General features: G+C 32.5%; 15 protein-coding genes. All 15 read right to left on the reverse strand.

The window, feature by feature from the left end; genetic code table 11:
• Nucleotides 1–78 precede the first annotated feature (78 nt).
• The 15 genes from rlmN to kbl all read right to left on the reverse strand — a co-directional run bounded on the left by rlmN (nt 79) and on the right by kbl (nt 16,556).
• Entirely contained in the window at nt 79–1,119 is a 1,041-nt protein-coding gene (gene rlmN / locus QBK95_RS06130) for a dual-specificity RNA methyltransferase RlmN (protein ID WP_280931640.1), read from the reverse strand.
• An 85-nt stretch (nt 1,120–1,204) separates the two neighbouring features.
• Nucleotides 1,205–2,173: a chalcone isomerase family protein gene (locus tag QBK95_RS06135; RefSeq protein WP_280931642.1), complete on the reverse strand. Its 969-nt coding sequence runs from the start codon at nt 2,171–2,173 to the stop codon at nt 1,205–1,207.
• Nucleotides 2,174–2,545: 372 nt separating this feature from the next.
• Nucleotides 2,546–3,595: a tRNA preQ1(34) S-adenosylmethionine ribosyltransferase-isomerase QueA gene (queA, locus tag QBK95_RS06140; protein WP_280931644.1), complete on the reverse strand. Its 1,050-nt coding sequence runs from the start codon at nt 3,593–3,595 to the stop codon at nt 2,546–2,548.
• A gap of 78 nt (nt 3,596–3,673) precedes the next feature.
• Nucleotides 3,674–4,894: a 3-phosphoshikimate 1-carboxyvinyltransferase gene (locus tag QBK95_RS06145; protein WP_280931646.1), complete on the reverse strand. Its 1,221-nt coding sequence runs from the start codon at nt 4,892–4,894 to the stop codon at nt 3,674–3,676.
• A 1-nt stretch (nt 4,895) separates the two neighbouring features.
• Complete coding sequence (locus tag QBK95_RS06150) at nt 4,896–5,162, reverse strand: hypothetical protein (protein ID WP_280931648.1); 267 nt, start codon at nt 5,160–5,162, stop codon at nt 4,896–4,898.
• Complete coding sequence (locus tag QBK95_RS06155; RefSeq protein ID WP_280931651.1) at nt 5,162–5,488, reverse strand: nucleotide pyrophosphohydrolase; 327 nt, start codon at nt 5,486–5,488, stop codon at nt 5,162–5,164. Before QBK95_RS06155 ends, QBK95_RS06150 begins: the two co-directional genes overlap by 1 nt.
• A gap of 2 nt (nt 5,489–5,490) precedes the next feature.
• The gene (locus QBK95_RS06160; protein ID WP_280931653.1) at nt 5,491–7,509 is read right to left on the reverse strand and encodes a DUF3858 domain-containing protein; all 2,019 of its coding nucleotides are present in this window, start codon (nt 7,507–7,509) and stop codon (nt 5,491–5,493) included.
• 17 nt (nt 7,510–7,526) lie between these two features.
• The gene (locus QBK95_RS06165; protein WP_280931655.1) at nt 7,527–9,443 is read right to left on the reverse strand and encodes a DUF3858 domain-containing protein; all 1,917 of its coding nucleotides are present in this window, start codon (nt 9,441–9,443) and stop codon (nt 7,527–7,529) included.
• A 27-nt stretch (nt 9,444–9,470) separates the two neighbouring features.
• Nucleotides 9,471–9,923 carry a D-aminoacyl-tRNA deacylase gene (dtd, locus tag QBK95_RS06170; protein ID WP_280931657.1) on the reverse strand — a complete coding sequence of 151 codons (453 nt, stop codon included), beginning with the start codon at nt 9,921–9,923 and terminating at the stop codon, nt 9,471–9,473.
• Nucleotides 9,924–10,059: 136 nt separating this feature from the next.
• Nucleotides 10,060–11,013: a ribosome small subunit-dependent GTPase A gene (gene rsgA, locus QBK95_RS06175; protein ID WP_280931658.1), complete on the reverse strand. Its 954-nt coding sequence runs from the start codon at nt 11,011–11,013 to the stop codon at nt 10,060–10,062.
• Nucleotides 11,014–11,063: 50 nt separating this feature from the next.
• Nucleotides 11,064–12,146: a bifunctional 3-deoxy-7-phosphoheptulonate synthase/chorismate mutase type II gene (locus tag QBK95_RS06180; protein WP_280931660.1), complete on the reverse strand. Its 1,083-nt coding sequence runs from the start codon at nt 12,144–12,146 to the stop codon at nt 11,064–11,066.
• A 44-nt stretch (nt 12,147–12,190) separates the two neighbouring features.
• Nucleotides 12,191–13,039, reverse strand: coding sequence for a prephenate dehydrogenase (locus tag QBK95_RS06185; protein ID WP_280931661.1), 849 nt, complete (start codon nt 13,037–13,039; stop codon nt 12,191–12,193).
• The gene (locus QBK95_RS06190; RefSeq protein ID WP_280931663.1) at nt 13,036–14,193 is read right to left on the reverse strand and encodes a pyridoxal phosphate-dependent aminotransferase; all 1,158 of its coding nucleotides are present in this window, start codon (nt 14,191–14,193) and stop codon (nt 13,036–13,038) included. Before QBK95_RS06190 ends, QBK95_RS06185 begins: the two co-directional genes overlap by 4 nt.
• Entirely contained in the window at nt 14,190–15,020 is an 831-nt protein-coding gene (locus QBK95_RS06195; protein ID WP_280931665.1) for a prephenate dehydratase, read from the reverse strand. The genes QBK95_RS06190 and QBK95_RS06195 overlap by 4 nt, the downstream gene beginning before the upstream one ends.
• Nucleotides 15,021–15,368: 348 nt before the next feature.
• Nucleotides 15,369–16,556, reverse strand: a complete 1,188-nt coding sequence (gene kbl, locus QBK95_RS06200) for a glycine C-acetyltransferase (RefSeq protein ID WP_280931667.1) — start codon at nt 16,554–16,556, stop codon at nt 15,369–15,371.
• Nucleotides 16,557–16,586: the final 30 nt, after the last annotated feature.

The following is a 16,586-nucleotide window of genomic DNA, read 5'->3' on the forward strand; positions in this document are numbered from 1 at the left end:
TTTCTTACTATATGCGAAGATAGCACAATCCACATTGAGCATCAAAACACTTACTGAATAATTTATTCTGCAGTTTTTTTAAGATTTATTAGCCAATTGCCCACAAGCAGCATCAATATCTTTACCTCTACTTCTTCGTACATTAACTACAAAGCCTCTCGACTCTAGCGCGTCTATATAGTTTTCTATTGCTTTATTTGAAGCTTGTTGAAACTCTCCATCATCAATAGGGTTATATTCTATTAAGTTCACTTTACAGGGAACATATGAGCAAAATCTTAACAATGCATCAATATCTTCTTTTCTATCGTTAATTCCTTCCCAAACGACGTATTCATATGTTATTCTGCTTTTAGTCTTCTCATACCAGTACTCTAAAGCTTCTCTCAAGTCTGATAGCGGGAATTTTTCGTTAAACGGCATAATATTAGTACGCACTTCATCAATTGCAGAGTGCAAGGAAACTGCAAGTTTAAAACGCACCTTATCATCTGCCATTTTCTTAATCATTTTGGGCACACCAGATGTTGATACGGTAATTCTTTTAGGGGACATTCCTAGGCCTTCTGGAGAAGTTATTTTATCAATTGCCTTTAGCACATTATTATAGTTCATTAATGGCTCTCCCATACCCATAAAAACAATATTAGATAGTGGACGATCATGATACAATCTACTTTCGTTATCAATTGCAACTACCTGATCATATATTTCATCAGGATTAAGATTACGCATTCTTTTTAAACGTGCAGTAGCGCAAAATCTACAATCCAAACTACATCCAACCTGAGATGACACACAGGCTGTAGTTCTTGTTGGAGTTGGAATTAAAACAGATTCAACTACTAAACCATCATGTAGTTGTACTGCATTTTTAATGGTTCCATCCTTGCTACGTTGCATTTGATCAACCCTAATATGGTTAATCACAAAATTATCCTCAAGCACTTGTCTGGTAGCTTTGGAAATATTAGTCATATTTTCAAAACTATGAGCTCCTTTGCTCCAAAGCCATTCATAGACCTGATTTCCGCGAAAAGCTTTATCACCACTTTCTTCAAAAAACTGGCGTAATTGCTCTTTCGTCAGCGCTCGTATATCTTTCTTTTTTGACTTCATTTCTTTGCAAAAGTATGCAAAAGATACAGGGATCTCTAATAGAAAGTGTAAACTATTAATAAAATGTAAGTAGTAAGAATTTATTTTAGAATTTTACTGTACGGAAGTCCTCTCGATTATCCTTACGCGAAGTTTTAACACGTTTCCATTGGTGTACTCCACCTCCTTTATATTTTACATTAAGTATATTTAAATCATCTTCATCGATCCAGATTTGACAGCCAGAAATCTTTCCGTTTTTGATATCTGTAAATTGCCCGTTCACATACTTAAAACCGCTTTTGTTAGTTAAGTTTTTAAGAATCACCAATCCTTCTACTGGTTGATTTTTGTCATCACCTAGACACTCATAACATACTGCATCTCTTTCTGATTGACGCAACATTCTTTGTATCGATCCAAAAACTTTGTTTTGTATCATATATAGTTGAACTATATTAATAGCCACTCCTGTTTTTTTATCATAGGTTTTCCATTGCCCTAAAATCGGATTGGCATCATACGACCCTAATAAATCTTCCTTCAATTGAGAATCTACAGGGTTTTCTCCCAACCATATTTTAAAAAGAGCTTGCTTAAACTCTAAACTGTTTGGTACAGCACCTAATCGCTCTTTATTTTTATATAAAGTAATCTTTTCATCTTCTGTATATACTATCTTGAAAATCTCATACTTATGGATAGTTCCAGGTAGAAGTTGTATAAAATCCCTGATTTGATCTTCTAGAAGATAACTATTACCATCGGTAGCTCGTTCTAATCCATTTCTAATAATTTCTCTTAAATCATTAGTAGAAATATCAGCTACAGTCTTAATGGTAAGTGCCATAGGAGCATTTTTTTCTGCCACCATAATACCATCTTCAACGCCATCAACCTCAAAATCCAGGTATAATCCAATAGTATATAACTTCTCTCTTTCACCAGCGCCATTAAGCATCAATTCAGAATTCTCAAAAACATCAATATCATTAAAATGAATATTCCCGACTTTAGTTTGAGAAAAAGAAAGAAAAGTAGTAAAAAATAAAACGATGTGTAATATTCTGTTCATAAGATAGTATTTAATTCAGGTAGTTTTGTTCTAGGGCATCTACAAGAAACGATTATTTTTTAAAATAATAAACTTCGGCGGTTCTATACACTCATATTTTCGATAAAGAACCAAATTAACCGATATTTTACCATTATTCAAACTACGGTAAAACCGTAATTTTTCACAAAAGCTCCGCAAAATACTTATTTTTTTTGAAACAAACAGCATAACATCCTAATTTTAAGATTTCTACCATCAAGGATTATTCAAAAAAAAGAAGATTTCCCGTTAAAACTGACCTATATTTTATAATCTTCATCAAAAATAAAAAACTCCGCTTTAGTATGAATAAAGTGGAGTTTTTATATGAATACATTAATAATGTCTTTCTTAAATTATTAACATTGCATCACCATATGAATAAAACTGATACTTTTCTTTTACAGCTTCTTCATAAGCTTCCTTAATGAAATCGTGACCAGCAAAAGCCGAAACCATCATTAGTAATGTTGATTTTGGTGTATGAAAATTCGTTATCATACTATTCGCTATACTGAAATCATATGGAGGAAATATAAACTTATTAGTCCATCCTCTGAATTCATTTAACGTGTTATCTGAAGAAACTGAACTTTCTAAGGCTCTCATTACTGTAGTTCCTACAGCGCAAATTCTTTGCTTATTTGCGATTCCTTTATTAATTGTTTCTGTTGCACGTGCAGTTACATATGCTTCTTCACTATCCATCTTATGCTTAGATAAATCTTCAACCTCTACTGGATTAAAAGTTCCTAAACCTACATGCAACGTAATTTCTGCAAAATCAACACCTTTAATTTCTAAACGCTTCATTAAATGTTTAGAGAAATGCAATCCAGCTGTTGGTGCAGCTACTGCTCCTTCATTTTTTGCATAAATAGTTTGATATCTTTCTTCATCTTCTGGTTCTGCGTCTCTTTTGATATATTTAGGCAATGGTGTTTCTCCAAGATCCGTTAGTTTTTGTCTAAATTCATCATAAGAACCATCATATAAAAAACGTAGTGTACGTCCTCTTGAAGTGGTATTGTCTATAACCTCAGCTACTAAACTTTCATCATCACCAAAATATAGCTTATTACCAATTCGAATTTTACGTGCTGGATCTACTAGCACATCCCAAAGTCGTGTTTCAGAATTTAATTCACGTAATAAAAATACTTCAATCCTCGCTCCAGTTTTTTCCTTATTTCCGTATAATCTAGCCGGGAAAACTTTTGTGTTATTAAGAACCATGACATCATTAGGTTCAAAATAATCAATAAGATCTTTAAATTGTTTATGTTCTATTGTTTGATCTTTTCTATTAAGAACCATTAGACGTGCTTCGTCCCTATTTTCTGAAGGATATTCTGCTAATAATTCTTGAGGAAGGTCAAAACTGAAATGTGATAACTTCATTAGTGTTTGTTTTTTTCAAGGTGCAAATATACAATCTCGAAATAGGGGTTGTCAAGTAAATGTCAATATATTTTATAATTACGAAACTTTAAAGCCTAGTTTCTTCAAATCAGACCAAAAATCAGGATATGATTTTGATACGACATCTGCTTCTTGAATATACATAGCTGTACGTAGGGCCAAAGGCGCAAAAGCCATAGCCATACGATGATCTTTATAGGTAGCTATAGAAACTTCTGATTTAATTGATGATGAAGGTGCTAATCTCAATGTATCCTCAGTAATTGTTACTTCTCCACCTAACTTTTCAATTTCGGCTTTTAGAGCTTCTAAACGATCTGTTTCCTTAATTTTAAGGGTATGCAATCCTGTAAGGTAACACCCTTTACCTAATCCAAAACACGTAACAGCAATGGTTTGAGCTATGTCTGGAGCATTTGATAAATCTAATTCTAAAACCTCATCATCATTAGGTATAGGAATTTGACTCAACGTAATTGTATTCTTATCATAGGTAGTTTCAACACCCATTTGTTTATAAATCTGATCTAGCGCAGAATCTCCTTGATAACTTTCATTTTTATAACTCCCAATAGTTACATTTTTGTTATCTGATAAAGCAACAATACTATAAAAATAAGATGCGGAACTCCAATCAGATTCTACAGTCACTTTTTTTGTTGTTATCGACTTTACTGGATCAATGGTTATTGTATTTCCATCAAAACTTCCATCGATCCCAACATCTTTTAACAGGCTTAATGTCATTTTTATATATGGAACAGAAGTAACCTTTCCTTGTAATGAAATTTCTAAGCCATTAGGTAATGATGATGCAATTAACATAAGGGCAGAGATATATTGACTACTGATGTTAGCAGCTAATGACACTTTATTAATTGTTGGTTTTTTTCCTATAATTTTAATTGGCGGATAGCCTTCTTCTTTTTCATAAGAAATATCACAACCTAATTGCCGCAGTGCATCAACCAATACTTTAATAGGTCGTTCTTGCATTCTTTTACTTCCAGTCAATATGGTCTTTCTGCCATTCTGCACTGCAAAATAAGCGGTAAGAAAACGCATTGCTGTTCCAGCATGATGAATATCTATTAGTTCTTCATCACTGGCTAAAGCTGTTTGCATCAACTGTGAATCATCACTGTTGGATATATTCTCAATTTGTATTTCGCGATATAATGCTTGTAAAATTAATAATCTATTAGTTTCACTCTTAGAGCCAGTAATTTGTAATGTGGTGGTGTTTATATTCGAAATGTGGTTTAATTTCAAATTCATCTTATTGGTTTGGTTTTTGTTTTTGTTTTTGTTTTCTTACTTCAAAATAATACCCTAGAATCATTCCATACACTAATCCTCCAATGATTCGTGATATTAGATATCTTACCCAACGGCCATTATTTATTTTGTCTTCTACAAATGCATCAAAAGCTATACCTCCATATTGCATTAAATGTTCAGTAATACTAAACAGCACAATAAAGACAAGCCCTAAAAGCAGTACAGAAATCCAATATTTTTTTGATAAAATGATTGCTCTAAACATTATTTCAATTTCTCGTTATTATGATGACGATCGTGGTCTCTTTTTGTTTTTATATCCAATTTTTTATCAAAAGCATCCTGAAGATCTACACCTGTTTGATTTGCCAAACACAAAACTACGAATAAGACATCAGCTAACTCTTCTCCAAGATCTTTATTTTTATCACTTTCTTTTTCGCTTTGTTCTCCATAACGTCTTGCAATAATCCTAGCAACTTCACCAACTTCTTCGGTTAGTTGCGCCATATTAGTCAATTCATTAAAATATCGTACTCCGTGATTCTTTATCCATTCATCAACGGCTTTTTGTGCATTTTGGATGTTCATAATTACATTTTTTTAAGAACTACTTGTTCATTTTCTTTCTGAATAACCTGATTATAGAACTCTTTAATAGCTGAATAGTATTGCGCTGGTATCATTGAAGTGTTTATTGTTTCATCTACAACAACCTGAACTATTCCGTTAGAAACATTAGACCTGAAAGAAAACTTACCCATATTATCTGGTAATTTAAATGCTCCTGATTTTGGGAACTCTACTACTTCATATCCTTCAGGTATTTTAATATTTACCATATACATATTAGAAAAACCATACCCGAAGTCTATTGGGTATTTTCTTTCGTCAGATTTAAAAACATTTTCTTTATCCCTCAAAAATAGTAAAGGTGAAAAGAAAATCTCGTCTTCTATCACTTCAATTTGATCTTCCATTGTAAAACTAAACCTTTCGCTTACTCCTTTACCATATTCTTTAACTCCTTTTACTTCATATGCTTCTAATTCGCTAATTCCGTATTTTCTTTCAAAACGTTTTGCTTTACTCTCATTATCTTTACCTCCATTGACTGTTCTAAAGTTATGTGCTAAATAATCCAGATGACTTAAATTCAATTTACCTTTAACCATCCCTTGATCATCAATTTCACATTGCATACTATATCGATTCAATGAAGGCTTTTTTGGCCTAAAATTAACCATTTGGGATGCTCCGTTTTTAGAGATCACTCTTCCTGTTCCTCGAATAACTCTATCTGGAAGAATATTAGGCATTCCGTATTTATCAGTGGCATCCAGATAAAATACTTTACCATCGGGAAGTCTTACTCTAGATATTACATAATCAAATCCATCCAATGTTGGAAATAAAGAAATAGCCTTATAACTAGAGCTTACAATTACTGGATTAGCTTCTACACCAGCATAAGAAAGCATGGATGTTAACATTAAATTTATTTCTGCAACATTACCTGTACCTTCTTTATATGCTTTCTTTAGACCCTTTCTTGAGTAAATCGTATACATATTATTCCAATTCATCTTTCGCTTCACAAAATCATACACTAACGCCGCTTTTTTTAACGGATCACTGATCCCGCTTACCAAGGTTGCTACATCATCCTTGTAATAATTACTTTTCTTTAATTCTCCTCCAAAATTAGGATTTGTATAAATAGTATTTGTAACTGCTTCCCAAGTAGATGAATAATTATTAATAGGGCTATTAGGAAATGAAGTAAATGCTAATTCAAATACTAGAGATGACACATAATTCTGTGTATTCCCAGAAAATGGCTCGTTTTTTAATGCAGGAACATTCTGAGAATTAACGACATATCTGGTTCCTCTATATTCAATTACCTGACTACTACCTCTTACTCTTCCACCTCCTACACCAGGATCTATTCTTGCAGAAGTTTTATGCGTTAATTTACCTTCATAATTGGATTCCTTTAAGTCGATCGGCAAATATCCTGTTGAAAATTTCTTGAAATTAAAATACTCTGGAGAGCTTATGTTAACCTCGATCTTTTTGATTGGTATAGCATATTGTAAAAACACTCGATCTATATTATAAAAGAATGGTGAAACTATTTTGTATTTATACTCTATAACAGAACCATCCTGCAATGCTGGCATGGTGAATTTTGTTTGATTATAATTTTCTGAGAGTTCATTTTCAAAAATTCCATCTTTTTTTAATTTAGTTTCGACTATTTTATCACCAACCAAAGAATATGTAATTCCTTTTAAACCACTTACTTTTTCTTTAGCACTACTTCTTTTATATAAGTTTATCTCGTCGGTTGCATATTTAAACCCTTCTTTATTATAGACTTTAATCCTCTTAAAAACCTCTGTTACTAATTCAAACCCATCACCTCCATACATAAACTTCACCTTTTTACTTTCGTATAATACTGCTGCATTTGCAGTACTATCTGATGGATATGATTTTTCTAATAACTCATCTTTAGAAACTTTCCCATATTTATATTCTTGTGCTTGTATACTTGTTAAAAACACAAGAAATGCACAGACTATTACTATTCTTAATTTTCCCATGGTTAAATAATTAGTTGTTATTGTTGTTTTAGTACTATTTTGGACTTATCCGTATTTCGAATTTTGGACATAAATTGTCTATATTTTTCGTATTGTTCCTTAGGATAAGTACCATCATTAATTTTTAATTTTCTTGTAAACTTTAATTCCGATTCACTTGCTTTTTCAAGTCGATATGAATAACTACCAAAAATCGTCTCAAAAGATTTTTCACCTGGTAGTTTATCAATAGCATACCCTGTTGGCACTTTAATTATATATTCGTCTGTATCTATATACCCTCTAGAAATTACCAACGGCATCTTTCTATCATCATATTTAGGCATTTTAGATTTCATCCTATTAAATACATTAGGAACTATTAATAGTCTGCTTCCAGCTTTTGTGGTATAATTGGTAGCATTTATCTTAATCTTTTCTCTATATATTATATCATCTCTGTTATCATCTAATTCCAGAGATAAAATATTCAGGTTATTTACATAATCCCAATATTCCTTATAATATAAATTTTGATCTTTTGGAGATTTTAATTTTGTTAGATATCTCCAATCATATTGCAATCCTTTAGATTCTAATTCTATTTCAGCCACTATGGACTTATCTGATTGAAGGTAAATTGTTGCTTTTGTATGTAGTGTATTTTCCTCTGGTTTATACTTTTTAGTTCTTTTAATCTCTCCTCCTTCTGGCTTAATTACAAGCACATTGCGATCATCTGTAAAATCTCCTATAAAATTAAATGGTGCAGTTTGGCTAGTACATTCCAGCCATAGATCCTCATCTTCATTTGGTATATTTAGTATTACATGATTCCCTTGCATAGAAGCAAAATCAGCATCAATATCCCTTTTATCTGAGTCTCCGTACACTACAGTATAATAGGATTGAATATCCTGACTATCCAATAATGCTTTGGTATAATTAGTTAAAGCTTTACAATCTCCATATCCTAATCTATCTACATCCTCTGCCAACATTGGCATCCAACCTCCTATCCCCAATTGAACACTGATATATCTGGTTTTGTTCTGCACATATTCATAAATCCGCTTTGCTTTCTCCTTGTTTGAATCAGCATCAGATACTAGTTCTGAAATTGTCTGAATAGTTTCTGGAGATAATTTATCACGACCAGAAACTAGATTATCATATTGCCATTTTCCCATTGATTTCCAATCTGTAGCAGAGCCTGCTACATTTACTAAAGAAAAATCCTTTAATGCTATCCTAGCATTTGGAACCAATTTATCAAAAGAAGGGCTTTTTTGTTCTGGTTCGATTGCAGAAATGTTTGTTATAGAATATGAGACTTCTTCATCTCCTTTATCAACCGTTACAGGATAATTATCGAATTTCTTTTCTTTATATCGGAGAGCCACCTTGGTTGGATTAATAACCTTATAGGAAGATTTTTCTATACTTAAATAATATCCTTTAATAGGAAACCAAGGTTCAATAAAAACTGAACTTTTATTTTCTACTTCACTTTCATACACTAACGTATATGGGTATCCTATTGGAGTATAGTCAAAATACAGCATACGATTATCACCAATGAGGGAAAAACCATCATACATGCTTCTATCTTTAAAATCTTTTTTCTTGTATTTTTTTATCTCTTTACCAAAACCATTATATACTATCGCTTCTAATTTTTTGATTTTACTAGACGTATCATAAGGCTCATATGAATCCGCATATCGGTTACCATATTTATTCAGCACTGTTACCACTCTCCTTGTTTTTACTGTAACTGAGTTTGTAGAATTAATGTATACCATAACATCTTCAGCTCTTACGATAGCATTGGCATCTTTAGTTAATATAGAATCAAGAAGTATAGATTGTAAATTAAAATCACTCTGTGCAGAAACACTCATTGAAGTACCTAAAAAAACCGCAATCAGCACAAATAGTATTGTTCTTTGCATATAATATTATTATTTGGGGGTAATTAATTACTCTTTATTTTTAGTATCTATGATTATAGTAACTGGTCCATCATTAAGAAGAGATACTTTCATATCTGCTCCGAATATGCCAGTTCCTACTTTCTTTTTCAAATCTGACTCTAACTTTGTTACAAACTTTTCGTACAAAGGAATAGCTGTCACTGGTTTTGCAGCTTTGATATAGCTTGGGCGGTTTCCTTTTTTTGTACTTGCTTGCAATGTAAATTGACTAACCACTATTGCATCACCATCTATATCTACAATGCTTTTGTTCATCACACCTGTATCATCTCCAAAAATTCTTAAGCGACTTATTTTTCCTGATAACCATGCAATATCATCTTCACAATCTGCTTCTTCAATACCAATCAAAATTAAAAGTCCAGTTTCTATTTCTGAAATTGTTTTTCCTTCTACCTTAACCGATGCTTCTGAAACTCTTTGGATTACTGCTTTCATTAATTTGATCTATCATTAAGTAGTAACATTAAAGATTCTTTTGTTACCCTAACATTTAATATTATTTTAAAAAAAGTTGTGAATTGAAGGAGAAATCGATCTAAGCCTTCTTATTTTAAAAGGTCATAACTAGTTGTTAGTCCTCATTATCATAGTTATTCTTACGGTAATGCTCCTCTTCACCTTCCAGAATTTGCAAATAACTTTTATATCTTGACCAAGCAATATCTTCATTCTCCAACGCGTCTTTTATAGCACATTTAGGTTCATTAATGTGTAAGCAATTGTTAAACTTGCATTGTTGTTTAAGTTCAAAGAACTCTGGAAAGTAGTCCCCTAATTCTTCTTTATCCATATCTACAATTCCAAAACCTTTGATTCCTGGAGTGTCTATGATTTTAGCATCAAAACTAAGGTCGAACATTTCTGCAAATGTTGTTGTATGCTGACCTTGTTGGTGTTGATCACTAATTTCTGCTGTTTTTAACGATAGATTAGGCTCAATTAAATTAACCAAGGTAGATTTACCTACACCACTATGTCCTGAAAACATACTGACTTTACCTTCCATCAAAGATTTAACCTTATCAATATTTTTACCTGTTTTTGCAGAAATACCTATGCATTCATACCCTACTTTTCTATATAAAGCGGCTAAATATTTTATTTCTAGCAATTCATCTTCATTATAAGTATCAATCTTATTAAAAAGTAATACTGCTTTTATATCATACGCTTCTGCAGTTACCAAAAACCGATCTATAAATGTGGTAAATGTCGGAGGATTATTAAGCGTAACTAATAAAAAAACCACATCAATGTTTGCAGCAATGATGTGGGTTTGTTTTGATAAATTCACTGATTTCCTAATGATATAATTCTGACGTTCTCTAATATTCTCGATTACTCCAGTTTCTCTATCATTTTTGGTTTCTAGTTTAAAATCTACTCTATCTCCAACAGAAACAGGATTCGTACTTTTTATACCTTTTATTCTAAATTTACCTTTTATACGACATTCATACACAGCTCCGTTATCCGTTTTTACGGTATACCAACTTCCAGTAGATTTATAAACAGTTCCTGTCATAAACGCAAAGATGCAAATAAATCTCTATACCCAATAGGTATTATCCAAATTTAAGATCTAGCTACTTTTTTCTGATGATTGATTGACTCTTGGTGAATCGCTTTATAAATTCTTAAAATAAACTCTTCACTCAATCCTTTTTCCTCTCCTTCGAGAATCATTTTTCCAAGAATTTCGTTCCAACGTTTAGACTGTAGTATAGCTACATTCTGTTTTGCTTTAGCCTTACCTATTTCATCAGAGATTTTCATTCTTTTTGATAAAACATCTAATAATTGATTATCAGCGACATCAATTTTTGCTCGTAATTCACTTAAAACTCTTTGGTACGCTTCATCTACGCCTATTTCCTTACGAATTTTTAAATCTTTCATATGCTGAATTAAAGTATCTGGTGTAATTTGTTGTGCTGCGTCGCTCCAAGCGTTATCTGGATCAAAGTGTGTTTCTACTATTAACCCATCAAAGTTGAGATCTAGTGCTGTTTGGGATAGATCAAAGATTAAATCTCTCCTTCCTGCAATATGAGAAGGGTCTAAAATTAACGGCAAATCAGGAAAACGATTTTGCAAGTCAATAGGAATTTGCCATTCTGGAATATTACGATATTTTGTTTTTTGATATGTTGAAAAACCTCTGTGAATCACTCCAAGGTTTTTTACATCACACGTATAAAAACGCTCTACCGCACCTAACCATAGTGATAAATCAGGATTAATTGGATTTTTAATTAGTACTGGGTTATCAATCCCTTTGCAAGCCTCTGCAATATCTTGGACAATAAAAGGCGAAACTGTACTCCTTGCACCAATCCATAATACATCTACTCCATGCTCTAATGCCAATTCTACATGATGAGGATTTGCTACTTCGGTAGCAATTTTCATCCCAGTTTCTTCTTTAGCGCGTTGTAACCACTTTAACCCTAAAGCACCAACTCCTTCAAAATTTCCAGGTCTGGTTCTTGGTTTCCATATTCCTGCACGAAGTACAGTAGCATCAGAATCCTTTAGTTGATGTGCTATTTTGACTACTTGCTCTTCTGTTTCTGCACTACAAGGACCTCCTATCACCAATGGGTGATCTAAATTATATTCATCTAACCAGTTTCTAAGTTCTTTCTTATTCTCCATTTCTATTTTTTTAGCTCTATTAGTATTCGTTTTAAGTGGTTATTTTATGATATTCCTTTCAAAATTGTTTTTATGTGATTTGTATCTTCCATTTCTTTATAAATTTCGACAAAATTATCTTCTTCAATTAGCTCCTTAAATTGAGTAAGATTTGCAATATATTCTTCTAGGGTTTCGATCACATTTTCTTTATTGTGTTTAAAAATCGGTGCCCACATTTCGGGTGAACTTTTTGCCAATCGCACGGTAGATGCAAATCCACTGCCTGCCATATCAAATATATCTCTTTCGTTTTTTTCTTTTTCGATCACAGTCTTTCCTAACATAAAAGAACTAATATGTGATAAATGGGACACATATGCTATATGCTTATCATGAGAAGCAGGATCCATATACCGAATTCGCATTCCTAATCTTGTAAAAATCTCCATGCCTTTTTCCTGTAATTTAAAAGCAGTTTTCTCTACTTCACAAATAATATTAGTTTTGCCTCGATACAAATTTGCAATAGCCGCCTGAGGTCCAGAAAATTCAGTACCAGCAATAGGGTGTGTTGCCAAATAATTTCGACGCTTAGGGTGATCATTGACAGAATTACAAAGTTTCTTCTTTGTAGAACCCACATCAAACACTAGACATTCATCGTTAATTCTTTCCAGAATTTCTGGCAAAACTTTTACCGTTATATCTACAGGAATAGCTGTAATTACTACATCTGCTTTATCTAGATCTTCAATATTAGATTTTTTATCTATCAAGCCTAGTGACAAAGCACTATCTAAATGTTCTTCATTTTTATCAATCCCATATATTTCAGCTTCATTAAAAGCCGCTTTAATATCAATTGCGAATGACCCTCCAATTAAACCTATCCCTATTACGAATACTTTCATGCTTCTACCTGTAATCTTTTTATAGCTTCTTTTATATTTTCTTTGGTTACACAAAGTGAAAAACGAATGTAACCTTTACCATTACTTCCAAAAATATCACCTGGAGTTATAAACACGCTATTCTGATATAAAATATCATCTATAAACTGCATTGCATCTGTTCCTTCAGGGAGTTTTGCCCAAACAAACATTCCAGTTGCTGTCTTATCGTATGTACAACCTAGAATTGATGCTAAGTCCCAAATTAATTCTCTTCGTTTTGCATAAATATTGTTTATTTCCGAATACCAATTATCGGAGATATTTAATGCGGCAATGGCTCCTTTTTGAATTCCTTGAAACATACCACTATCCATATTACTTTTTACTTTAAGAATTGCTTCTATTTTATCCTGACTTCCGCTTACCATTCCTACTCGCCATCCAGCCATATTAAAAGTCTTACTTAAAGAGTTTAATTCTAACGCAACTTCTTTTGCATCATTAATAGATAAAATACTAATAGGATTATCATTCAATATAAAACTATATGGATTGTCATTTATTAGTAAAATATTATGTTCTTTCGCAAAAGCAACCAATTTTTCTAATGTTTCAATACTTCCTGCTGCTCCAGTAGGCATATGTGGATAATTAATCCACATTATTTTCACTTTGCTAAGGTTAAGATTAGACAGTGCATCAAAATCTGGTTCCCAATTATTTTCATGTTTTAAATCGTATACTATTGGGGTTGCTCCCAATAGTTTTGTTACCGATGTATATGTCGGATATCCTGGATTTGGGACTAACACCTGATCTCCTTCATTAAGATAAGCCATTGAAATATGCATAATACCTTCTTTAGATCCCATTAATGGTAAAATTTCATTTTCAGGATCTAATAAAACTTGATATTTATCATCATAAAAATCAGCAATAGCTTTTCTTAATGTTGGTAATCCTTGATAGCTTTGATATTTATGAGCACCATCAAGAACTACTGCATTCTGAATAGCATCAACTACTTCTTTTGGCGGATCCAAATCGGGGCTTCCAATAGCCATATTCAAAATAGGTTTACCTGAAGCTGCCAATGCTCTAACTTCTCGTAATTTTTTAGAAAAATAATATTCCTCTACTGTCTCTAACCGTTTTGCCGTTTGAATACTCATCCGTTTTGATTTTTATATTCTCCTAAAATTTTAAGTTCTAGAGCCATTATTTTTAATATTGAAATCGCTTTCTGATAATCCTCATATTGATCAAAAGTTACATCTACAAAAAAAGAATATTTCCATGGCATAGCTATAACTGGCAATGATTGAATCTTAGTAAGATTCAATCCGCAATCGCTCATTACATTAAGCACTGTTGCCAAACTACCTCTTTTATGATCTGTAAGAAATTTTAAAGATGCTTTGTTAATTTCTTTCTTATCAACTCCAGAGTCTTCTCTTGTATTAAGGATAAAGAATCTTGTACTATTTGATTTAATTGTCTGGATTCTTTTAGCCAAAATATCCAACTTATAAATGGCTGCTGCTGTTTCTCCTGCTACAGCTGCAATACCCATTAATTGTTTCTCCTGTATTCTTTTGGCTACATCAGCAGTATCTGCATCCTCTACCAACTTAATATGTGGTTGTTCTCTAAAAAAATCCTTGCATTGCAGTAATGCCATTGGATGAGAATACACCTCTTTTATATCAGAAATCTCTTGCCCTTCTAAAGCCATCAAACAATGGTGAATTGGCTGAAAATACTCTCCGCTAATCGTTAAATCATGCTCATCTATATATGCATAATTAGGAATAATAGATCCAGCTATAGAATTCTCTATCGCCATTACTGCATCTGTACTTTTCTCTTTCTCCAGACTATGAACCAACTCCTGAAAAGACATGCACTCATCTACATCTACTTCATTACCAAAATATGCTTGTGCAACTCCATGATGATATGAACCTCTTATTCCTTGTATGGCAACTTTTTTTCTCAAACGTTTTAAATTTTGATTTCAAAAAAAAATCCCGATGTTACATCGGGATTCTAGTTTTATAAATTTGACTTATTCATTTACATAGCGATCCCGTTCTTACTTTTAAAATAAAAGAAGAAAAAATAAAATCGGTTCCAAGTAAATAAATTGCTCATTGTTGTTTCTTTATTACGATGCTAAAGTAGCTAAAAGTATTGCTATACAAAATAATTTTTCATTTTTTTCACTAGTTCCGCATTATTATCATCAAATTTCAAATATTTGATTACAATCTATGAAGTATTATAAATAAATAATCCTGTATAATACGAATCTTCTACATTTTTGATCGCTAACAAACGTTAGTAATTATATCACTTCCAGCTCCTTACCTACTTTAGTAAATGCTTTCACTGCTTTTTCAAGGTGTTTACGATCATGTCCAGCTGATAATTGTACTCTAATTCTCGCTTTTCCTTGCGGAACTACTGGATAGAAAAATCCAATTACATAAATACCTTCGTCTAACAACTTTGCAGCAAACTCTTGAGCCAATGTTGCTTCATACAACATTACTGGAACTATTGGGTGGTCACCAGGAACGATATCAAATCCTGCAGCTGTCATCTCTGATCTAAAATATTTGGTATTTTCTTCTAATTTATCTCTTAGTGATGTGGACGAACTCAATAGGTCTAATACCTTGATTGATGCTCCTACAATTGAAGGAGCTACTGTATTAGAAAACAAATAAGGTCTAGAACGTTGTCTTAACATTTCTACAATTTCTTTTCTTGCAGCAGTAAATCCTCCTGATGCACCACCAAGTGCCTTACCATAGGTACCTGTAATAATATCTATTCGTCCCATTACATTTCGATATTCATGGGTTCCGCGTCCAGTTTTACCAAGAAAACCTGTAGAGTGGCATTCGTCAATCATGACCATAGCTTTGTACTTATCAGCCAGATCACATATTTTATCTAATTGTGCGATCGTACCATCCATAGAAAAAGAACCATCAGTCACTATTAATATTCTTCTAGAACCTTCTGCCGATTGCAATTGTTTTTCTAGGTCAACCATATTATTATGCTCATACCTAAAACGTTTTGCTTTACATAAGCGAATTCCATCGATAATAGATGCATGATTTAAGGAGTCTGAAATAATTGCATCTTCTGCGGTAAGAATAGGTTCAAAAACACCTCCGTTTGCATCAAAAGCTGCTGCATACAAAATACAGTCTTCCATTCCCAAAAATTCTGCAGTTTTATGCTCCAATTCCTTATGAATATCCTGAGTACCACAAATAAAACGTACTGAAGACAATCCATATCCATGAGAATCGATTGCTTCTTTACCTGCTTTTATAACATCAGGATGTGACGAAAGTCCTAAGTAATTATTTGCACAAAAATTCAATACATGTTTTGTATTCGTTGTATCTATTTCTGCTCCTTGTGGAGTAGTGATTATCCTTTCGGATTTATATAACCCTGCAGATTTAATTTCTTCTAATTCTTTTTGTATGTCATTTTTTATATTCGAAAACATGGGTAGTTATTTTTATTATTGTTTGTTTAG

Origin of the sequence: Aquimarina mycalae, assembly GCF_029906345.1 — a bacterium.
GTDB lineage: Bacteria > Bacteroidota > Bacteroidia > Flavobacteriales > Flavobacteriaceae > Aquimarina.